The organism is Paenibacillus sp. FSL W8-0194 (assembly GCF_037969745.1).
GTDB classification, from domain to species: domain Bacteria; phylum Bacillota; class Bacilli; order Paenibacillales; family Paenibacillaceae; genus Paenibacillus_AQ; species Paenibacillus_AQ cookii.
In genome coordinates this window covers 5,099,579-5,120,000 of record NZ_CP150205.1, presented here as the reverse complement: position 1 = coordinate 5,120,000, position 20,422 = coordinate 5,099,579, and the positions used below count along the sequence as shown (strand labels likewise).

At 53.1% G+C, this 20,422-nt stretch carries 19 protein-coding genes, 16 tRNA genes and 1 rRNA gene (1 of these 36 only partly in view); 32 read left to right on the top strand and 4 right to left on the bottom strand.

Annotated elements, in window-relative coordinates; all coding sequences use genetic code 11:
* The 25 genes from MKY58_RS23640 to MKY58_RS23520 form a co-directional block, all read left to right on the top strand.
* A 23S ribosomal RNA gene (locus MKY58_RS23640) occupies positions 1 to 135 on the top strand (it extends 2,794 nt beyond the left edge of the window).
* 103 nt (positions 136 to 238) lie between these two features.
* Positions 239 to 314 (top strand) — tRNA-Asn (locus MKY58_RS23635).
* 4 nt (positions 315 to 318) lie between these two features.
* Positions 319 to 410 (top strand) — tRNA-Ser (locus MKY58_RS23630).
* Positions 411 to 435: 25 nt separating this feature from the next.
* A tRNA-Glu gene (locus MKY58_RS23625) sits at positions 436 to 510 on the top strand.
* Between the two features lies 1 nt (position 511).
* Positions 512 to 587: transfer RNA gene (locus tag MKY58_RS23620), tRNA-Val, on the top strand.
* Between the two features lie 31 nt (positions 588 to 618).
* Positions 619 to 692, top strand: a tRNA-Met gene (locus tag MKY58_RS23615).
* A gap of 74 nt (positions 693 to 766) precedes the next feature.
* Positions 767 to 843: transfer RNA gene (locus MKY58_RS23610), tRNA-Asp, on the top strand.
* 55 nt (positions 844 to 898) lie between these two features.
* Positions 899 to 974 (top strand) — tRNA-Phe (locus MKY58_RS23605).
* 21 nt (positions 975 to 995) lie between these two features.
* Positions 996 to 1,071: transfer RNA gene (locus tag MKY58_RS23600), tRNA-Thr, on the top strand.
* A gap of 4 nt (positions 1,072 to 1,075) precedes the next feature.
* Positions 1,076 to 1,161 (top strand) — tRNA-Tyr (locus MKY58_RS23595).
* Between the two features lie 6 nt (positions 1,162 to 1,167).
* A tRNA-Trp gene (locus tag MKY58_RS23590) sits at positions 1,168 to 1,241 on the top strand.
* Positions 1,242 to 1,258: 17 nt separating this feature from the next.
* A tRNA-His gene (locus MKY58_RS23585) sits at positions 1,259 to 1,331 on the top strand.
* Between the two features lie 19 nt (positions 1,332 to 1,350).
* Positions 1,351 to 1,425 (top strand) — tRNA-Gln (locus tag MKY58_RS23580).
* Positions 1,426 to 1,430: 5 nt separating this feature from the next.
* Positions 1,431 to 1,505 (top strand) — tRNA-Gly (locus MKY58_RS23575).
* A gap of 8 nt (positions 1,506 to 1,513) precedes the next feature.
* Positions 1,514 to 1,587: transfer RNA gene (locus MKY58_RS23570), tRNA-Cys, on the top strand.
* Positions 1,588 to 1,601: 14 nt separating this feature from the next.
* A tRNA-Arg gene (locus tag MKY58_RS23565) sits at positions 1,602 to 1,675 on the top strand.
* Between the two features lie 14 nt (positions 1,676 to 1,689).
* Positions 1,690 to 1,772 (top strand) — tRNA-Leu (locus MKY58_RS23560).
* A 289-nt stretch (positions 1,773 to 2,061) separates the two neighbouring features.
* Entirely contained in the window at positions 2,062 to 3,267 is a 1,206-nt protein-coding gene (locus MKY58_RS23555; protein WP_339322352.1) for an SLC45 family MFS transporter, read from the top strand.
* A 247-nt stretch (positions 3,268 to 3,514) separates the two neighbouring features.
* Positions 3,515 to 3,811 carry a hypothetical protein gene (locus tag MKY58_RS23550; RefSeq protein ID WP_339322351.1) on the top strand — a complete coding sequence of 99 codons (297 nt, stop codon included), beginning with the start codon at positions 3,515 to 3,517 and terminating at the stop codon, positions 3,809 to 3,811.
* 92 nt (positions 3,812 to 3,903) lie between these two features.
* Positions 3,904 to 4,581, top strand: coding sequence for a PspA/IM30 family protein (locus MKY58_RS23545; protein WP_036714572.1), 678 nt, complete (start codon positions 3,904 to 3,906; stop codon positions 4,579 to 4,581).
* A gap of 4 nt (positions 4,582 to 4,585) precedes the next feature.
* A complete protein-coding gene (locus tag MKY58_RS23540; protein ID WP_339322350.1) occupies positions 4,586 to 5,074 on the top strand; it encodes a PspC domain-containing protein in 489 nt (162 codons plus the stop codon).
* Between the two features lie 3 nt (positions 5,075 to 5,077).
* On the top strand, positions 5,078 to 5,785 hold the full coding sequence (locus tag MKY58_RS23535) for a PspA/IM30 family protein (protein WP_212952765.1): 708 nt from the start codon (positions 5,078 to 5,080) through the stop codon (positions 5,783 to 5,785).
* A 137-nt stretch (positions 5,786 to 5,922) separates the two neighbouring features.
* Positions 5,923 to 6,570 carry a cell wall-active antibiotics response protein LiaF gene (gene liaF, locus MKY58_RS23530; RefSeq protein ID WP_339322349.1) on the top strand — a complete coding sequence of 216 codons (648 nt, stop codon included), beginning with the start codon at positions 5,923 to 5,925 and terminating at the stop codon, positions 6,568 to 6,570.
* Positions 6,571 to 6,588: 18 nt separating this feature from the next.
* Positions 6,589 to 7,701, top strand: a complete 1,113-nt coding sequence (locus MKY58_RS23525; RefSeq protein ID WP_339322348.1) for a sensor histidine kinase — start codon at positions 6,589 to 6,591, stop codon at positions 7,699 to 7,701.
* The gene (locus MKY58_RS23520; RefSeq protein WP_036714583.1) at positions 7,655 to 8,311 is read left to right on the top strand and encodes a response regulator transcription factor; all 657 of its coding nucleotides are present in this window, start codon (positions 7,655 to 7,657) and stop codon (positions 8,309 to 8,311) included. The genes MKY58_RS23525 and MKY58_RS23520 overlap by 47 nt, the downstream gene beginning before the upstream one ends.
* Positions 8,312 to 8,385: 74 nt before the next feature.
* Here the strand turns inward: MKY58_RS23520 and MKY58_RS23515 are convergent, their stop codons facing one another.
* Positions 8,386 to 8,706, bottom strand: coding sequence for a hypothetical protein (locus tag MKY58_RS23515; protein WP_339322347.1), 321 nt, complete (start codon positions 8,704 to 8,706; stop codon positions 8,386 to 8,388).
* A gap of 208 nt (positions 8,707 to 8,914) precedes the next feature.
* Between MKY58_RS23515 and MKY58_RS23510 the strand changes: the two genes are divergently transcribed.
* From MKY58_RS23510 to MKY58_RS23500, 3 genes are all read left to right on the top strand, one after another.
* Positions 8,915 to 9,667, top strand: a complete 753-nt coding sequence (locus tag MKY58_RS23510; RefSeq protein WP_339322346.1) for a YwmB family TATA-box binding protein — start codon at positions 8,915 to 8,917, stop codon at positions 9,665 to 9,667.
* Positions 9,668 to 10,015: 348 nt separating this feature from the next.
* Positions 10,016 to 11,566 (top strand): glucose-6-phosphate dehydrogenase, encoded by a 1,551-nt coding sequence (gene zwf / locus MKY58_RS23505; protein WP_339322345.1) that lies wholly within the window; start codon positions 10,016 to 10,018, stop codon positions 11,564 to 11,566.
* Positions 11,567 to 11,730: 164 nt separating this feature from the next.
* A complete protein-coding gene (locus tag MKY58_RS23500; RefSeq protein WP_339322344.1) occupies positions 11,731 to 13,314 on the top strand; it encodes a peptide chain release factor 3 in 1,584 nt (527 codons plus the stop codon).
* 65 nt (positions 13,315 to 13,379) lie between these two features.
* On the opposite strand, the gene sspI is transcribed toward MKY58_RS23500, so the two are convergent.
* Positions 13,380 to 13,613 carry a small acid-soluble spore protein SspI gene (gene sspI, locus MKY58_RS23495; RefSeq protein ID WP_339322343.1) on the bottom strand — a complete coding sequence of 78 codons (234 nt, stop codon included), beginning with the start codon at positions 13,611 to 13,613 and terminating at the stop codon, positions 13,380 to 13,382.
* Positions 13,614 to 13,743: 130 nt separating this feature from the next.
* Here sspI and MKY58_RS23490 point away from each other — a divergent pair, with 130 nt between their 5' ends.
* From MKY58_RS23490 to pulA, 4 genes are all read left to right on the top strand, one after another.
* Positions 13,744 to 14,406, top strand: coding sequence for a TrkA family potassium uptake protein (locus tag MKY58_RS23490; protein WP_339322342.1), 663 nt, complete (start codon positions 13,744 to 13,746; stop codon positions 14,404 to 14,406).
* 55 nt (positions 14,407 to 14,461) lie between these two features.
* Positions 14,462 to 15,256 (top strand): RNA methyltransferase, encoded by a 795-nt coding sequence (locus MKY58_RS23485; protein WP_339322341.1) that lies wholly within the window; start codon positions 14,462 to 14,464, stop codon positions 15,254 to 15,256.
* A gap of 252 nt (positions 15,257 to 15,508) precedes the next feature.
* Positions 15,509 to 16,171 (top strand): CatB-related O-acetyltransferase, encoded by a 663-nt coding sequence (locus MKY58_RS23480; RefSeq protein WP_339322340.1) that lies wholly within the window; start codon positions 15,509 to 15,511, stop codon positions 16,169 to 16,171.
* A gap of 53 nt (positions 16,172 to 16,224) precedes the next feature.
* A complete protein-coding gene (gene pulA, locus MKY58_RS23475) occupies positions 16,225 to 18,189 on the top strand; it encodes a type I pullulanase (RefSeq protein WP_339322339.1) in 1,965 nt (654 codons plus the stop codon).
* A 178-nt stretch (positions 18,190 to 18,367) separates the two neighbouring features.
* On the opposite strand, the gene MKY58_RS23470 is transcribed toward pulA, so the two are convergent.
* Together MKY58_RS23470 and uxuA are read right to left on the bottom strand one after the other, a co-directional pair.
* On the bottom strand, positions 18,368 to 19,234 hold the full coding sequence (locus MKY58_RS23470; RefSeq protein WP_339322338.1) for an SDR family oxidoreductase: 867 nt from the start codon (positions 19,232 to 19,234) through the stop codon (positions 18,368 to 18,370).
* Entirely contained in the window at positions 19,231 to 20,319 is a 1,089-nt protein-coding gene (gene uxuA / locus MKY58_RS23465; RefSeq protein ID WP_339322337.1) for a mannonate dehydratase, read from the bottom strand. Before uxuA ends, MKY58_RS23470 begins: the two co-directional genes overlap by 4 nt.
* Positions 20,320 to 20,422 lie beyond the last annotated feature (103 nt).

Sequence of the window (20,422 nt, the reverse complement as noted above, 5' to 3'; positions counted from 1 at the left end):
AAGCGTGAAGCCCCCCTCAAGATGAGATTTCCCAATTAGTAAGACCCCTTGAAGACGACGAGGTAGATAGGTTGGAGGTGGAAGTGCAGCAATGCATGGAGCTGACCAATACTAATCGGTCGAGGGCTTATCCTAAAAGCTTTCTGAAAGAAAGCTTGCTACGGAAGCATATGCTTTATAAAACGCAAAACGTTTCGTATCTAGTTTTCAGGTGATCAAACATCTGAATAATTATTGTTCCCTGATAGCTCAGTCGGTAGAGCACTCGACTGTTAATCGAGTTGTCACAGGTTCGAGTCCTGTTCGGGGAGCCATTATGGAGAGGTGTCCGAGTTGGCCGAAGGAGCACGATTGGAAATCGTGTAGGCGTCACAAGCGTCTCGAGGGTTCGAATCCCTCTCTCTCCGCCATAAAATTTCATCAGCATTAAATTAAGGCCCGTTGGTCAAGGGGTTAAGACACCTCCCTTTCACGGAGGTAACAGGGGTTCGAATCCCCTACGGGTCACCATGGAGACTTAGCTCAGCTGGGAGAGCATCTGCCTTACAAGCAGAGGGTCGGGGGTTCGATCCCCTCAGTCTCCACCATATCATCCTCATCAACGAGGATTCATAATGACGCGGGGTGGAGCAGTCCGGTAGCTCGTCGGGCTCATAACCCGAAGGCCGCAGGTTCAAATCCTGCCCCCGCAATTTATCTCTAAAAGGTCTACATATGTTTTCATAACATATTGCAGATTCTTTACAGGAGAAATTATTAAGGCCGTGGAACCGTGGTGTAGAGGCCTAACATGCCTGCCTGTCACGCAGGAGATCGCGGGTTCGAATCCCGTCGGTTCCGCCATTCAATATTTCAGAATATGAAGTATTGCATACATGCTTTAAGCATGTTATAGTAAGGCTCGGTAGCTCAGTCGGTAGAGCAGAGGACTGAAAATCCTCGTGTCGGCGGTTCGATTCCGTCCCGAGCCACCATGAAATCATAAACGAATAAAAGCCGGTGTAGCTCAATTGGTAGAGCAACTGACTTGTAATCAGTAGGTTGGGGGTTCAAGTCCTCTCGCCGGCACCATTGTGGAGGCTTAGCGAAGTGGCCAAACGCAGCAGACTGTAAATCTGTTCTCGTACGAGTTCGGTGGTTCGAATCCATCAGCCTCCACCAGTATATAGGGGCATAGTTTAAAGGTAGAACAGCGGTCTCCAAAACCGTTAGTGTGGGTTCAATTCCTGCTGCCCCTGCCAGTTCAATTTTATATATGGCGGTCGTGGCGAAGGGGTTAACGCACCGGATTGTGGCTCCGGCATTCGTGGGTTCAAGTCCCATCGATCGCCCTCTAAGTTTTCAAATTGTTGGGGATTAGCCAAGCGGTAAGGCAACGGACTTTGACTCCGTCATGCATAGGTTCGAATCCTATATCCCCAGCCATTTACGCGGACGTGGCTCAGCGGTAGAGCATCGCCTTGCCAAGGCGAGGGTCGCGGGTTCGATTCCCGTCGTCCGCTCCAATATTTACGGCGCCATAGCCAAGTGGTAAGGCACAGCTCTGCAAAAGCTTTATCCCCAGTTCGAATCTGGGTGGCGCCTCCATTACAACCAAATATGCGCCCTTAGCTCAGCTGGATAGAGCGTTTGACTACGAATCAAAAGGTCAGGAGTTCGAATCTCTTAGGGCGCGTTTCATCTTCATCTGCTGGTGTGGCGGAATGGCAGACGCGGCGGACTCAAAATCCGCTTCCGGCAACGGAGTGGGGGTTCAAGTCCCTTCACCAGCATACTCATGAACGATCAAGCTCTTAAGTTGCAATGATTGCAGCTTAAGAGCTTTTTTGCATTTCCTTCACCGTTGCGGTGGTTCTAAACTTGATCAAGCCATTCTTACGTTTTTCTAACGAAGATCAAACAATACATGAATGATCCTGTTGTATAATATAAAAAAACTGAGATCCCCAATTGGAGGCTGATATCGCCCAACGGCTGCTAACAATCTACAAGCGAATCAAGTTTTTGTTTTATACTGTGCCAGAATCCCGATTTTAAAAGAAAGTGGAGGTCATTCCCTTCATGAAAAAAACATGGCTGCTCGGATTCGGTTTTTTCAGCATCAGCATTACCTGGTCGCTTTATAACGCGTTTGTTCCTTATTTTTTGGATCCGTATCTTAAAAGCACTGCCTTGATCGGCTTCATGATGACCCTCGACAACTACTTCGCTTTGTTTTTGCAGCCATGGATCGGTCATTTGAGCGACAAAACCCAGACCCGCTTCGGCAAACGGATGCCTTTTCTTATGTTGGGCATGCCTGCAGCGGCGCTGTTCGTCATCCTGATTCCATTACATACGAGTTTTATCACGCTTCTTCTGTTCATGATGCTGATGAACCTTTCAATGAGCGTTTACCGCTCCCCGACGGTCGCCCTCATGCCGGATATTACGCCCGATCATCAACGGACCAAAGCGAACGGCATCATTAATTTTATGGGCGGTTTTGGCGGCATTTTGGCCTTTGGAGCCGGTTCTGTGCTGTATGGGGCGAATCCTTCCTTTCCTTTTATCGCGGCAGCGGCGATTACCTTGATTTCATTATGGATTCTGACGGCCGCAATTAAGGAAAATAGGGACGTCATCGTATCGCTGCCTGCCGAGAAACGCCCGAAAATCAAGCTCAAAGGAGAACTGGACCGCACGACGGTGCTCCTGCTCGCAGCGATCTTTTTCTGGTTTGTGTCCTATCAAGGCGTGGAAGCGCTATTTACTTTATACGGTAAACATTACATGGGATTAACGGAAAAAGACGCGGCATTTTCGCTCACGTTCTTTTCCTTGTTTTTCGTGTTGTTTGCGATCCCGAGCGGCTGGCTTGGCAACCGGTTGGGCAAAAGGAAAACGATCCTTGCGGGCGTGATCGGACTGTTTGCCGTATTTGCGGCGGTGCCGTTCGTCGATACCGTTCTGCTGCTGCGGGTGTTGCTTGCGCTGGGAGGGATTTGCTGGGCCCTCATTAACATCAACTCGTACCCTTTTGTGGTATCGGTCGGCAGCGAGGGCAGCATCGGCACGCGGACGGGATTGTATTATCTCGTCTCGTCGCTTGCGGCGATCACGTCGCCGCCATTGCTCGGCCTGATGATCGATCAGTTCGGATACCGTTCCTTGTTCATTTGCGCCTCGGCCGGCATGCTGCTTGCGCTCCTGTTCATCTCTTTGGTCAGGCATGACGGAAAAAGCGCTGCCGCAAACGAGTCGGTTTCGGCCGAAGCAAATATGTAAAGCTTCTTATAATAGGGTGCCGGATGTTTCCGGTGCCTTTTTGCTTTTAGCTGCCTTCGCAAACTCTCGGAGGCTAAACAACCCGGAAAACGGCTGTATAGGGCAAAAACCCCCGATAGCCTTAGGTCTGAAACGTTCCCCGACCAAGGTCTAGGATGAAAAACCGTCTGCAGTCTGTTTTGGAAAGAGGCCGTACCACCTAAAATAAAGACATAAGGTTGATGCACTGAAAGGAAGTGAGAAATGCATGAAAAACCGCAATAACGGAACAGCAATCGTATTGATCGTCGTCGGGGCGCTGATGCTCTTCGGTTTGTTCGCCCCACTGTTTGGTAAACTGATTGGTTTGCTCTTCCCGATTCTGCTGATCGTCCTTGGCTATTACGGAATCCGCAGAGGCAAAGTGGTGATCGGAACCATCATCCTTGCGTTCGGTGCTTTGTCTTTGCTGGCGAAGTTGTCCTGGATCATCGGACCGCTGCTCGGCATCGCGCTGGTGATTTTCGGAATCTCCCTTCTGAAGGGAAAGAAAAGCTACTACTAACATGAATCTGTTGCAAATATCGTACCACGTATCCGTAAGAAGAGGATGTTATCCGAAATCCGGAAAAAACGAATAAGGAGGGGCTACACAAGATGAGTGTTTTTCGTCGGGTGCGGGATATTACCGCAGCGAATATCAATGAACGTTTGGAGCAAAGTCAGGATCCGGTGCGGCTGATCGACCAGTTTCTGGCCACCACGCGGGATGACATCGTCGAAGCCGAAAAGCTTGTACAGCAGTCCACCGCACATATGAGACAGCTGAAGCTGCAAGTCGATCAAGCCGAAACGATGAAAAACAAACGCGAAGAGCAGGCGCTCCTGGCCTTGAAGGCCGGGGAAGATCATCTCGCCAAGCTGGCGCTCCAAGAAAAGATCATTTATGAGGAAAAGCTGGAACAATACAGCGAATTGCTGAATACGACCCAAAGTTCCTTGATGGACCTAGAAAGCCAGCTGAACGAATTAAAACTGGAATACCAGACCGTTTATAACAAACGCCAATATTACGTGGCGCGCATGGAGACGCTTCGGCTCCAGCAGCGCATGAACCAACGGATGGAGGGCTACGGCGGCGGCCAGGACGTTCCTAAAATGTTCAACCGCCTCGAGGACCGCATCTCCGACTGGGAGTTTGAAGCCCAAAGCTTGCGGGACCTGCGCCGCATGGGCCAACAATACTTAGAGCAGGCCGGCGAGACGGTATCCAGCATCCTGGAGAAGGAAATGGCCCGTTTGAAACAAAAGCTGAACAACAGCGGAAAGGAGTAACATCATGAGCAAACTCTACCGTTCGAGACGGGATAAGATGGTCACCGGGCTTTGCGGCGGACTGTCGGACTTGATCGGGATGGACTCGACGCTGCTGCGGATTTTGTTCATCGTCACGGTTTTCTTCACCGGCGGCACCACCTTGTTCATCTACTTCATCGCCGCTCTCGTCGTACCGAAGGAACCGGTTCCGCCTTATAATCCATACGGCCCCGCGGGCCCAGGCGGTTACTACGGCGGCCAGCCGGGCAACGGAGCTTACGGCAACGGAAGCTATTACGGAGGAAACGGCCACTACAACAACAACGGCCCATCCTTTGACCCAAGAAGCAGATACAACGATCCGTCTTATGGCAGCAGACCTAGCGGAGGATTTTCCTCCCCGTCGTCCAACCTGGACGCCATGATGGAAGACATCGAAAAGAAAGCCATGAAAAAAGAGCTTGAAGAGCTGAAGAAAAAACTGTCCAAATACGAGAAGGGAGAAGTGTAAAACATGGGAGTATTTAAAAGATTGAAAGATATGACGAAAGCGTCGGTAAATGAGCTGCTGGATAAAGTAGAGGATCCGATTGTAATGCTGAACCAATACCTCCGCGATATGGAGGCTGAAATCCACGAGGCCGAACTGACGGTTGCCAAACAAATGGCGAACGAGCGCCGCATGAAGCAGCGCGTTGAAGAAGCCGAAAAAATGTCCGTGCAGCGCGAGGCTCAAGCCGAGCTCGCCCTGAAAAACGGCCAGGAGGAAATTGCACGCAAGCTGCTCGAAGAAAAAATCTACTTCGATCAAAAAATCACCGAATACCGCGACCTGCATGCGCAGTCCGAAACGCAAGCCAAAGAACTGGTGCAGCAGCTGCATGACATGAAAGACGAGTTCTACAAAATGCGCAACAAACGCAACGAGCTGGTGACCCGCGCCCAAATGGCGAAAGCCAAAAAGCAAATGTCGCAAATCAACAGCCTGCATACGATCGAAAGCGGCAGCGCGTCCCTCGGATTCCACCGCATGGAAGAAAAAATCATGCAAATGGAAGCTGAAGCCGACGTCCTCCGCGCCCCATACCGCCCATCGGCCAGCACGTTCACGAGTCCGGTGGATGCCGAGAAGCAGCTGAAAGTGGAAGAACAGCTTAAGGCGCTGAAAAACAAAATGAACGCTTCCGGCAATGCCGGCGGGACAAAAGCTACGAAAGAATAAGTCTTCACAAAATAGGACAATATGATATGCTATAAAGAATGAGAAGTGGAAAGCCATACTGGTGCGAAAGCCTCGCCCCATATGGCTTTTCCGACCTTTACCATGAACGGTTTCAAGACATCGCAAGGAGGTGCGGCATGGAAAAAAGAAATCGCTTGATTGCCCTAATTCTCATCGGGGTCGGCCTTCTCATGCTGGTCGGCAGGTGGGTCGGCTTTTTTACCATTGTCGCACTGTTGTTTTTATTGGCGGGAATCTATGCGATTCGCGGCGGCAAGGTAAAGCGGGGCTATCGCCTGCTGGCGGTCGGAGCCATTTTGCTCGTACTCGACCATCTAATGATTGTCCTCGGCATTGCGCTGTTATCGCTCGGATTCTTTTTCATCAAGGCCAAAAAGGTACAGCCGAAGGAAGGTTTTATTCAAAAGCAAAACTTTTCCTCCAATTTCGATTGGGACCAGCAGCCATGGGTGATGCGCAGCATGAGCGTATGGCATGTGTTTGGCGAGGCCGATATGGACTTGTCCCTGGCGATCCCGGAGGATAAGGAAACTGTGATGATGTTCCAAGGAATCATGGGCGATATGGATCTGCAGATTCCGGAGTATTACGGCATCGAGATCGAAGCCTTCGTCCTGTTCGGCTCCATCGACTTCAGGGGGGCACGGGACAACGGCATGATGAACCGTTTGAACTGGAAGTCGCCCAACTATGAGACCAGCGAGCAGAAAGTGAAATTCATCATCTCTTATCTCGTTGGCGATCTTGATATTCATATTACCTAAGAAATGGGGGTTCCCCGCGTGAAAGAAAAAAAGCCGGTCAATATGGTCTCCCGAAGCATGGGCGAGGGAGCCCTTCTTTCTTTTATACTGCTGCTTATCATTTTTTACGTGTTGTATACATATGGTTATTTGGCGCCGTTCGACGACTGGAACAAACGGGTGCAGGCGATTACGACGCTGGTACTGGTTCCTCTCGGGATCGGCGCGATGTACGGGTTTTACCAAAGCTACCGGACGAAAAGAAGGTTGGAGCTGCTTCGCGACACGCTGTTATCCTGGGAAAAAGGGAATTTGTCGCGGGACGTGCCGGAGCTTGGTGTGGACGAGGTGGGCCGCCTCGGCGAACAGCTCGGGCGCATCAGCAAGAAATGGGAGGAGCAGGTTACGTCTCTCCAGCGCCTGTCCACCAACAACGCCCAGCTTGCCGAGCAGGCCAGGGTATCCGCGATCGTCGAAGAGCGGCAGCGGCTCGCCCGGGAGCTGCATGATGCGGTCTCGCAGCAGCTGTTCGCGATATCGATGACGGCTACGGCCGTGGGAAGAACGCTGGCGAAGGATTTTGACAAGGCGCAGCGGCAGGTGGCTCTGATCGAAGAGATGGCCGCCGTGGCGCAATCGGAGATGCGGGCGCTGCTTCTTCACCTCCGGCCGGTGTATCTGGAAGGGAAACCGCTGGAGCAGGGGTTGAAAGAGCTTATTAAAGAGCTTAAGGTTAAAGTACCGATGGAAATCGCGTTCGAAATGGATGAAGGCATCCAGTTGATGAAAGGGATCGAAAACCATCTGTTCCGGATCATTCAGGAAGCGATGTCGAATACGCTGCGGCATGCCAAAGCGGAAAAAATGGAAATCCGCATTCATCAGAAGCAGGACGCCGTATGGGTGATGCTGCGCGACGATGGACAGGGATTCGAAATGGACGAGAAAAAACAGGCCTCGTACGGCCTTTCCAATATGCAGGAACGGGTGAGCGAAATCGGGGGTTCGATCCTGTTCATTACCGCTCCGGGCAAAGGAACGCGAATCGAAATTACGATTCCGATCGTATATGAAGAAAAAGGAGAAAAAGGAGGGGAAGAGGACCATGGAGGATTTAGAAAAGCCGGCGATCAAAGTGCTGCTCGTGGATGATCACGAGATGGTGCGCATCGGGCTGGCCGCAGTGCTTGGCACGGAGGACGGCATCGAGGTGGTCGGCGAAGCCGGCAGCGGCGAGGAGGGCATACGCCTGGCCCGCGAATACAAGCCGGATGTGGTGTTGATGGACCTGGTGATGGATGGAATGGACGGCATTGAAGCGACCCGGCAGCTGCTGAAGCTGTACCCGGACTGCAAGGTGATCGTGCTGACGAGTTACCTGGACGACGAGAAAATGTATCCGGTCATCGAAGCAGGCGCTTTCAGCTACCTGCTGAAAACGTCCCGGGCAAGCGAAATCGCCGAAGCCATCCGGGCCGCCGCCCGCGGCCAATCGGTGCTGGAATCGCAGGTGGCATCCAAGATGATGAACCGGTTCCGGCATGCGGAAACCGAAGCCCCTGCCCATAAGGAATTGACGGAGCGGGAGATGGACGTGCTGCGGCTTTTGGCCCAAGGCAAATCGAATCAGGAGATCGCCGATGAATTGATCATCGGCATCAAAACGGTTAAATTCCACGTGACGAACATTTTGGCGAAGCTGGGGGTCGACGACCGCACCCAAGCGGCCATATACGCCTATAAAAACGGATTGGCGGAATAAAGCAAATGCACCCATGCCTATACCGACGGAGCCTGAAAGGGCCCGAAAGGTATCGGCAGGGTGCATTTTCGGTTTTAAATGAGGAACAGAAGCGCAAGCAAGCCGAGGCTGAGAGCGACTGCTCCGGCTCCGAAACCGTAATACCCGTAACCGTAAGGCGGGTACCCGTAGCCGTATGGCGGGAATAGGGCGCGAACCTGGGCTTTCGGGGCGGCGTTTTTCTGTTTTTTCGAGGAGTGCGGGCGTTTCTGGGCCGGCTTGAGGTTGGCGGCGTGAAGCGCGGTATTTTCTTCGCCGTTTAATATGATTTCGCCGTTGCGGCAATGCGTCAACCTTCCGACGTAGGTTCTGCCGTCATGCATACAAGCAAGGACCATTCTGCCGCGATGTTTCATGATATTTTCTTCTGAAAGGGGATAGATCGGGATCATGTAAAGGGTCAATCCTCCTCTTCTATTTTTGTTAACAATGTATTCGGCTTTAGGCTGGCATGCCATAGTTATTCACCCATTTATCCAACTTTGCCTGCAGGGTATAATCTTCTCTTAACCCGGACATCCTGTTTAGTAGATTGATAGTTTAGGGCCGAGGGGATGGATGGGGATGAAAACGGCGGCAAAATGGGGAGCTTTGGGTTTGGCGGGAATGGTTTTATTGGGAATCATGTATTTTCAGTTTTGGAACAGCATAACGAAGGTTAAGGCCGAAGCCGATCAAAGCGAACTCCGGACGCTGTTTAACCTGGGCCGGCAAATGGTGAAAGAGCCGCAGCGCGTCGTCATCAAATGGCAGGGAACTTGGGAAGGAAGCGGCGATGCCGAAGCGGCTGCGCAACATCTGAGCCGATCGCTGCAGTTGCCGTCCGTGAAAGAAGTGGAAGAAAACGGTCATACGACTTATCGGGCCATAGGGGAAAAAGACGCGGTCAACGTTCGGTTCAACTGGCAGGAAATCTCCGGCGACCAAAGTTACGTCATCATCCAGCTGGAGGCGCAAACGCCGCAGCAGTGGGACAGCCTTGCCGATTTGCAGGCCGAGTTCGGGGAAAAAATGCGGGATGCCGGCATCGATGCCAAGTGGAATGCGGCTTTGCAGGGGCATGTCGATGATCGGACGGAAGCGGCTGACACCATGAACCGGATTGAAGGGCAGCTTAAGGGGATTTTGGATGCCGTCCCTAAGGAAACGTACCAGGATGACACGACCGTCAGCAATGCTTATCAGGTGCCGTCGTTGAAAACGCGGGTAAGAAGCGGCGACACGTGGCTCAATATGCAGGTTGCCGTTCATGAAGATGATGTACGCGGAACAAACCGGGTGACGATCGGCCTGCCGGTCATTACGATCGAATATTGATGGTGGATGGTTTATTGAAGAAATGGCCATAATATTTTGAGTGTTTTGGTAAGAAAAACGGATAGCAACATTTGGATGAATATGCTAAAATGACGTATCATTAATTTTTGGGTATAAAAGGATATGAACTGACGTTTGCCTTGATAAAGATGCTGCTGTTTGTCTTGGATCACCGTTCAGCAAAAGCTGAAGCGATGTTGTTTTCGCAGGGAATTGCCGCCGGCCGCTATGCGCTCCTTTTATAATAAGGGGTGCCCAAGACGGCGTATTTCGGATCTCTTGGAGATCCAGGCGGAAGTTCCTTTTGCATAAAAATACACCATACTACATAAGGGATGATTGAGGGCCATGGCTGAAAATCAAAATTTGGAATCGCTCAAGACGCCGGGAGCCGTGTTTTTCATTTTTGGCGCTACCGGAGATTTGGCAAGACGCAAACTGTTTCCCGCCATTTATAGCTTGTACCGCGAAGGCAAACTGGCCGAAGATTTTGCCGTGATCGGCGTGGCGCGCCGTCCGCGTACCCAAGACGAATTCCATGAAGACGTGCTTCATTCCATACAGGAGTTTTGCCGGTACAAAGCGGAGGATAACGACGATTTTCGGTCCTTTGCAGCGCATTTTGAGTACAAGTCCCTGGATATCAACAATGTGGATGGGTTCCGCGAACTGAACGAGCAGACGGTCGCTTTGGAAGGGAAGTTCGGCATCCCCGGCAACCGCATTTTTTACTTGGCGCTGGCGCCGGAATTGTTCGGAAGCGTGTCGTTCAACCTGCAAAAAGGCGGCATGCTGAACAGCGCAGGCTGGAAACGCCTCGTCATCGAAAAACCTTTCGGGTACGATTTGAAATCGGCCGAAGAGCTGAACGAGCAAATCCGCCAGGTGTTCAAGGAAGAGGAGATTTACCGGATCGACCATTACCTCGGCAAGGAAATGGTGCAGAATATCGAAGTGATCCGCTTTGCGAACGCGTTTTTTGAACCGCTTTGGAACAACAAGCATATCGCCAACGTGCAAATCACGCTTGGAGAAACCGTCGGGGTGGAAGAGCGCGGCGGATATTACGACCATGCGGGAGCACTGCGGGACATGGGACAAAACCATATGCTGCAAATGCTCACGATGATCGCGATGGAGCCGCCGAGCCGGCTGCTTCCGGAAGACATCCGCGACGAAAAGGTGAAGGTGCTGCGTTCCTTGCGTCCTTTTGCCAACGCGGAGGAAGTGAAGAAAAACGTCGTCCGCGGCCAATACGTGCAGGGAAGCTCGCGAGGCAAAGAACTGCCGGCTTATCGCGACGAAGACAAAGTGGATCCGCAATCCAACACCGAAACGTATTTTATGGCGCGCGTGTTCGTGGACAATTTCCGTTGGGCGGGCGTACCGTTTTACATTCGGACAGGCAAGCGGCTGCCGGTCAAAACGACCGAAATCGTCGTCGAGTTCAAAGGTATGCCGAATAATGTCTACCTCGGGAAAAAATACAAACTCGAACCGAACCTGCTTGTGATCCGGGTCAATCCGATGGAAGGCATCTACGTCAAAATCAATGCCAAAAAGCCGGGTTCCGAATCCGAAATCGAACCGCTTGCGATGGACTTCTGCCAAAGCTGCATGGTGGGCATCAACTCGCCGGAAGCTTACGAACGACTACTGCATGATGCGGCGCGCGGGGATTCGACCTATTTTACCCGTTGGGACGAGGTGGCCACGGCTTGGTCTTTCGTGGACCGCATCGCCGAAGCTTGGAAGCAGGACCCGGAAGGGCCGCTTCATTACCCGGCTGGTTCCTGGGGGCCGAAAGAAGCCGACCAGATCCTCGAGGAGGACGGATTCCACTGGTGGCCGGTCAACGGGCAGGAAGAAGACAACGTCGTGTGGCAAGTCCAAAAATAAATCCTCCATATGCAAAAAATGTTCATCCTCATGCAGCCATTGCATGGGGGTGATTTGCGTATGGAATGTGGTACAATAATAAAATGACAAAAGTAGTATAGAAGGAACCGATCGTGCTTAATACCGCCATCGGTTCGATCTATTGAGATGAAGGGAATAGTGAAATGAGCAAAGCGATAGATCAGGCCTTGCAGCAGGAAGTCGATAAGCGAAGAACCTTCGCGATCATTTCCCACCCGGACGCGGGTAAAACGACATTGACGGAAAAGCTGCTGTTGTTCGGGGGAGCCATCCGGTTAGCCGGTACGGTCAAAGCCCGCAAAGCCAGCAAGCATGCCACCAGCGACTGGATGGAAATCGAAAAACAACGGGGGATTTCGGTCACCTCCTCCGTGATGCAGTTTGATTATTTGGGGCACCGCATCAACATTTTGGATACGCCGGGGCACCAGGACTTCAGTGAAGACACCTACCGGACGCTGACCGCAGCCGACAGCGCGGTCATGCTGATCGACGTGGCCAAAGGCGTCGAAGCGCAGACGATCAAGCTGTTTCAGGTGTGCGCGAAGCGCGGCATTCCGATTTTCACGTTCATTAACAAATTGGACCGCGAAGGCCGCAACCCGTTCGAATTGATGGAAGAGCTCGAGCAGGTGCTCGGCATCCGTTCCGTGCCAATGAACTGGCCGATCGGCTCCGGCCGGGATCTGTGCGGCGTATACGACCGGGCGAAAAATCAGGTTGAGCTGTTCCAGGGCAACGACCATTCCATGATTCAAGTGAAAAAGGTCGATGACTACCATGATCCGGTCATCCGGGAAATGGCCGGGGAATATTTCCATGAGCAGCTCTGCCAGGACCTTGAGCTTCTTGACGTTGCAGGTGATCCGTTCGACATGGACAAAGTGCTGAAAGGCGAACTGACGCCGGTATTTTTCGGCAGCGCGATCAACAACTTCGGCGTGCAGACGTTCCTAGAAAACTTCCTGCAGCTGGCGCCGAAACCGCAGCCGCGGAGCAGCACGGCCGGACTGATCGAGCCGTCGAACGAAAAGTTCTCGGGTTATATTTTCAAAATCCAGGCGAACATGAACCCTGCGCACCGCGACCGGATCGCGTTCATGCGCATCGTATCGGGCAAATTCCAGCGGGGGATGAGCGTCAAGCATATCAGGGCTGGCAAGGACATCAAGCTGTCGCAGCCTCAGCAGTTTTTGGCCCAGGACCGCGATATCGTCGAAGAGGCGTATCCCGGCGACATTATCGGTCTGTTCGACCCCGGGATTTTCCGGATCGGCGATTCGCTCAGCCAGGGAAGCGAGGTCGTGTTCGACGAACTGCCGACGTTTTCGCCGGAGATTTTCGCCAAGGTCACGGTGAAAAACGCGCTTAAGCATAAGCAGTACCAGAAGGGGATCGACCAGCTGACGGAAGAGGGGACCATTCAGGTGTTCCAGACGGTCAGCTTCGACGATACAATTCTCGGGGTTGTCGGCCAGCTCCAGTTCGAGGTGTTCGAATACCGGATGAAAGGCGAATACGGCGTGGACGTGCAGCTGCAGCGGATGCCGTACCAGTTCGCCCGCTGGATCGTCGGCGACGACATCGACCCGAGCAAGTTCCGGATCAACTCGACGCTCGTGAAAGACAAAAAAGGAAATTACGTCGTGTTGTTCGAAAACGAATATGCCATGCGTACGGCTATGGAAAAAAATCCGGACGCGAAATTTTTGGACACCGCTCCGTAAAACCATCGTTCAGCAAAAAACCTCCGCAGGATAGGCGGAGGTTTTTTCGTCCCGGCGTTGCAGGTTTAGGACAAAGGACCTGGAGTGACGTGCTTCAAATGTTCATTCACGACATGAACCAGGTTGTCCTGCTGATTCGTATCTATGTTTTTCCAGATCATTTCAAAAATAACGCCGAGCCCGGGCAGCGCCTGTTCAGGCCCGTCCACCGAGCCTTCGATCATGGAGCGGAGATCCGCTTCGCTGCTGTCATGAACCTTATGGATGACCGCTTGACGCAGGTCAAGTGTGATTGACATCGTATTCCCTCCACCTGTGAAAAATCGTTTACCTCCATAATGTTCCCCATGCCGCTGGGCAAAATTCAAGTTTTTTGCGCGCTGTGATATAATAATCGGGATAGACTTCTGCAACCCGGGGGGTTAACAAATGGCGAAAAAGCAGTACGCCGTCATAGGTATGGGGCGATTCGGTTTTAGCGTAGCCAATGCGCTCAGCGAGATGGGTTTCGACGTTCTGGCGATCGACTCTGACGAGCAGCGCACCCAGGCGGTTTCCAATATTGTAACGCATGCCGTTTCGGCTGACAGCACGGACGAGGAGGCGCTGCGTGCGCTTGGAATCCGGAATTTCGACGTGGTGGTCGTGGCAATCGGCGAAGACATCCAGTCCAGCATTTTGACCACGCTCATCCTGAAGGACATCGGTGTGGAGACGATTATCGTCAAAGCGCAAAACGAGCTTCACGGGAAGGTCCTGAACAAGATCGGAGCGGACAAAGTCATTTATCCAGAACGGGATATGGGCATGAGGGTCGCTCATCATTTGATTTCCCCGAATATTCTCGATTACATCGAAATTTCCGAGGACTACAGCATTCTCGAAATGAAAGTGTCGCAGGAAATGATCGGCAAAAACTTGAAGGAACTTGATGTGCGCGCCCGCTACGGCTGCAACGTCATGGCGGTGAAACGCGGCACCAAGATGAATATTTCCCCGAATGCGGACGACCGCCTCGAAGAAGGCGACGTGCTGGTCATCGTGGGCGAAACGGGCAACTTGACGAAGCTGGAGCTCGCGTATCCGAAGTGATCCCGAGGGATCGTCGGCGGAATACGAGGCTGCTCCTGCATGAAGGACGGTTTTTATGGATATATTATCACCGCAAAATCCCCGGGCGAAGGAATGGGCGCAGCTGCTCGAGAAAAAGCACCGGGACAAGCAGGGAAAATACTTGATCGAAGGCATCCATCTGGTTCAGGAAGCGCTGCGCTCCGGGGCCGACCTGGAATGCGTCGCTTTTGACGTGGAGCGGGGGATTCCCTCTGAGCTGGCGTCCATGGCGGACACCGGTCAAACGCAGTGGATCGGGGTGTCGGCCGCGGTCATTGCGAAATGCTCGGATACGAAAACGCCGCAGCCGGTGTTTGCCGTCGTCCGCAAGCAGAAGGCGGGAATCGGCAAGCTGCTTGCGCAAAAAAACAGCCTGGTCATCGTTCTGGACGCCGTTCAGGACCCGGGCAACGTCGGCACGATCATCCGGACGGCGGATGCGGCCGGAGCGGACGGCGTCATCGTCGGACGCGGTTCGGCCGATATCTATAACCCGAAAACGATCCGTTCGACGATGGGGTCGATGTTCCATCTGCCCGTCGTGGAAGGGGATCTGATGGAATTGCTTCCGCAGGCGAAAGAGAGCGGCGTTCGGATCGTCAGCACGAGCCTGCAGGCGACGTCGACCTGCTACGGATACGATTTTACCGGACCTTCGTGGCTTTTGATGGGCAATGAGGCAAAAGGCGTGTCCGAAGCTGCCCAGCAGCTGGTGGATGATGCGCTGATCATTCCGATGAAGGGCCAAGCGGAATCGCTTAACGTCGCGATGGCTTCGACGGTCTTGCTGTTCGAGGCGATGCGGCAGAGGCATTTTAATCAGCCGTGAATCCTGCCAAGTTTGAGCGGTTATGACATACATCAAGGCTTAAAAATACATTCTGACGAGATAGTTTAAAGGCAGTCAACCCTTACCATACAAGGAGCGGCTGCCTTTAAGCTTATAGCGGGCCATGACCGAATATAATGGAAAGGCCGCGTAAATGCCCTGCCCCAGCAGCATGGATTCTAAGAGCTGTTGATTTCGATAAGGCAGGTGGATTGTGATGTAGTACAATAATATCTTGAAGGAGGTCGCGAGATGAGCGTTCCGGATCCGAGAAGCGTTTTTCCGATGAAAAATGTCAGAACCCTCTGTTTCCTAAAAAATGTTGTGGTCAATCCTAATATAGAAGTCGGGGATTACACATATTACGACGATCATGATAATCCGCTGAATTTTGAGAAAAACGTTCTTTATCACTTTGATTTTATCGGGGATAAACTTATCATTGGAAAATTTTGCGCAATTGCATCCAACGTAAAATTTATCATGAACGGGGCGAATCATAATATCAATTCGTTTACGACGTTCCCTTTTGGGGCGTTTGGCGGAGACTGGGAAACGGGGTTAACGAATTTAAGCGGAGGTTACAAGGGCGATACAAATGTCGGAAATGATGTTTGGATCGGCTACAACGCTACGATCATGCCCGGGGTTCGCATCGGCAACGGCGCGATCATCGCCTCAAACGCCGTGGTGACCAAAGATGTGGCCCCTTATTCTATCGTCGGAGGCAACCCGGCCCGATTAATCCGTTATCGATTCGACGAAGAAACCATTGAGATGCTTCATGCCTTAAAGTGGTGGGATTGGGATATTGAAAAAATAACGGAATCCATTCCGGTGTTGACGGGCCATAACAAGGCAGCCTTAAAAGAACTGCTGAATCATGTGAAGGAAGCCGATGCAACCGATGGATAAGGCCTGATATCATATACATAATGACAATGACAAATTAATGGAGAGTGGCATGCGTGTCGGTACAAAAAGAGCATCATGGCGTGGTGGTCGATTACGGGAATCCGGCGGTGACGAAGGGCATTTCCGTGTTTGATCCGGAATTCGACTCTTTATTTGCGTATGAAGGCGACGATCTTGGCGTACGTTATACGCCGGAGGCAACCAAGTTCCGTCTATGGGCGCCAACGGCATCCGAGGCGAAGGTATTGTTATATCCCGTGTGGAGATGCACGTTTGCCGAAGAGATGGACATGACCCGCGATGAAGGCGGGACGTGGACCCTGACCCTTGAAGGCGATTACAAGGGAATCGGCTACAACTATAAGGTGAAAATCGGCGGGCAGTGGAATGAAGGTGTGGATCCTTATGCCACGGCCGTAGGAATCAACGGGGACCGCGGGGCGATCGTGGACATGGAAGCGACGAACCCGGAGCGCTGGACGGAGGATAGGCCTCCGCTTGCATCGCCGGTGGATGCGGTCATTTACGAACTGCATCTCCGGGATCTTTCCATTCATCCAAAGAGCGGGATTTCCCATCGCGGAAAATATATCGGGTTAGCCGAAGAGGGGACGCGGGGGCCGAAACAGATCCCGACCGGACTTGATCATATCCGCAGCCTTGGGGTAACGCATGTCCAGCTGATGCCCATTTACGATTTTGCGACCGAAAGCGTCGACGAAGCAAAATCCGACGTTCCGCAGTACAACTGGGGATACGATCCGAAAAACTACAATGTGCCGGAAGGCTCCTATGCAACCGATCCTTATGATCCGGCCGTGCGGATCAAGGAATTGAAGCAGCTGGTGCAAACGCTGCATGACAAAGGCCTGCGCGTCATAATGGACGTCGTGTACAACCATGTGTACGATTGGTATTTCATCAACTTTACCAAGCTTGTGCCAGGCTACTACCTGCGGTACAGGGATGACGGGACGCTGTCGGACGGCTCCTTCTGCGGCAACGAATTTGCTTCCGAACGGAAAATGGCCCGGAAATTCATCGTGGATTCCGTGCTGCATTGGGTGAAGGAATACCATATCGACGGTTTCCGGTTCGACCTGATGGGGCTGATGGACATCGAAACGATGAATGAAATCCGCCGCCGCTTGGATGAAATCGATCCCGGCATCATCATGATCGGCGAAGGCTGGAATATGTCCGATACGACGCTGCCTGCCGAGAAGCGGGCCAACCAGGCGAATGCCGCCAAGCTTCCGGGAATCGGCCAATTCAACGACGGGCTGCGGGATGCGGTTAAAGGCAGCATTTTCAACCATGAAAACAAAGGTTTTATCAGCGGGGCGACCGGCTTTGAACAGGATATCCGAAAAGGCGTGGCCGGAGGAATCCGGTACAGCGACAGGCTGCGCCAGTATGCCGAAGAGCCGGTGCAAACGGTCAATTACGCCGAATGCCATGATAATCACACGATGTGGGATAAGCTGGTGCTTTCGACGCCAGGAATCGGGGATGACATGCGGAAAAGCATGCACCGCCTCGGGACGGCGATCGTGCTGACCAGCCAAGGCATCCCGCTGCTCCATGCCGGCCAGGAATTTATGCGTACCAAAAACGGCGTGGAAAACAGCTACAAATCGCCGGATGAAGTCAATTGGCTGGATTGGGAGCGCTGCGCCGCCCACCCTTGCGAAGTCGACTACGTGCGGCGCTTGATCCGGCTGCGGAAAGAGCATCCGGCCTTCCGCCTTCGTACGGCGGAGCAGATCAAGACGCATCTTGTGTTCGAAGAAGCGCCCGCGGGATGCGTGGCATATACGCTGCGCGATCATGCCGGCGGCGACCCGTCGAAGCATTTGTATGTGCTGTATCATGCCAGGGCCGAGGAAACGATCCTTCCGCTTCCAACGTTGGGAGATTGGAGCGCTGTCATGGGCGAGGAACATATTCGATCCTTGAACCCGGATCGTTTGACCGCCGGCGGCATTGGGCTGATCGTGCTGGAAGTCAAACAATAATCCCAAAAAAGGGGAAGTCCCATATCGCGAATGCGACGGGCTTCCCTTTTTTGCGCGCCGGGATCACGGGTTCCCATGGCTTGCAGGCGAGAACGTTTCGCCTCTTTGGTTTTTCCCTTGATCCCGTTCTTTGCTTTTTCATCTTTCAGGGTACGATTTTTGGATCTCCAGGCTTGGTCTAAACGCCCGAGTAGGCCATGAAACCTCCGTCCACGGGAATGACGGTTCCCGTGACAAAGCCGGATACCGTATCGTCGACCAGCCAGAGCATGGTGCCAAGCAGATCCTCCGGGACGCCAAAACGGCGCATCGGCGTATGGGTGATGATTTTATGAGAACGTTCGGTAAGCGAGCCGTCGGGGTTCGTCAGCAGCGTGCGGTTTTGTTCCGTAAGGAAAAAACCCGGAGCCATCGCGTTGACGCGGATGCCCGTTTCCGCAAAATGCACGGCAAGCCACTGCGTAAAATTGTTGATGGCCGCTTTGGCCGCGCTGTAAGCAGGCACTTTCGTCATCGGGCTGACGGAGCTCATGGAGGAAATGTTCAGCACGGTCGCTCCCGGGCGGCCTGCCATATGCTTGGCGAAAATTTGCGTCGGAAGGAAGGTGCCGATAAAGTTCAAATCCATGACGTTCCGGAAGCCCTCCACGCTGACGTCGAAAAAGGACGTGACATCCGGCAGCGCTTCGTCGCCGCTCCGATAAATTTCATTGGTCGTGTTGGCGCTTGGATGGTTGCCGCCCGCCCCGTTGATGAGGATGTCGCAGCCGCCAAAATGCTCACGGACCTCTTTTTCGGCCGCCTCCACGCTGTTTTTGTCGGTGACGTCACAGCCAATGGCGACGGCGGTGCCGCCTGCGGCGCGGATGTCTTCGGCGACGGCTTCGCCTTTGGACGCGGTCCGGTTCAAAATCGCCACCCGGGCTCCCTGACGGCCAAGCTCCAGCGCCATGGCCCGGCATAATACGCCCGACCCGCCGGTAATGACCGCCGTTTTGCCTTTCAAGGCTGGGTGGATGGGCATCGTATTCGCATTGGCGTTCATACGGTTCCTCCTTTTCCGTGGATGGGTTCGACCCGCTCCAAGGCATCCCACAATCCCCACAAATACATAATGCCAAGCGCCCGGTCATAAAGCCCGTATCCGGGTCTGCATTCTTCGTCCCAGAGATGGCGGCCATGGTCGGGTCTGGCGTATCCGCTGAATCCATGGTCGTGGTACGCTTTGACGATCCCCGCGATGTCGACGGTTCCGTCCTGGGTGCGGTGCGAGGTTTCGATGAAGTCGCCGTTGTCGTAAACGCGGACATTCCGGATATGGGCGAACGGAATCCGCTCGTGGAACTCATGGATCATGCCGATGATGTCGTTTTCCGGATTGGCCCCGAACGAACCGCTGCACAGCGTGATGCCGTTGGAAGGACTGTCCACGATACGGAGCAGCCGCCGCAGGCTTTCCTGGCCGGTAATGATGCGCGGCAGGCCAAAAATCGGCCATGGCGGGTCATCCGGATGGATGGCCATTCGAATGCCGCAGCGTTCGGCCACGGGTACGACGGCTTTGAGGAAATAAGCAAGATGTTCCCATAAATCCTCGGCGGAAACGCCTTTATAGGCCTCAAACAGGCTCGTCAAATGCGCCAGCCGTTCCGGCTCCCAGCCCGGCATCGTCAAGGTGCTGTTCCGGTTGATCTCCTCGACAAGCTTAAACGGATCGATGCCGTCGATGCGGGATTTTTCGAAAAAAAGCGCGGTCGAGCCGTCGTCCATCTTTTTGTGCAGTTCGGTCCGGGCCCAATCGAAAACGGGCATAAAATTGTAGCAAATCACTTTGACGCCGACCTGCGCAAGCTTTTCGATCGTTGCAATGTAATTTTGGATATACAGGTCGCGGGTCGGCCGGCCGAGCTTGATGTCCTCGTGAACGTTGACGCTTTCGACCACGTCGAGATGGAGGCCGTGTTTTACCGCCTGGTCACGGACCTCAAGGATTTTTTCCATCGGCCATTCTTCTCCGGCCGGCACGTCGTGCAGCGCCCAAACGATGCCTTCCACGCCGGGGATTTGCTTGATGTGGCTCAGCGAAACGGTGTCGTTTCCCTCGCCGAACCACCGGAATACCATACGCATATCTACACCGCCTTTTTACGTAATGAATCGGGACGTTCCGCAGCTTTGGGAAGCGGCCTATGTCCGGTCATCGGGCAAGATCTCGCAGTTGGTAGGGCTTACA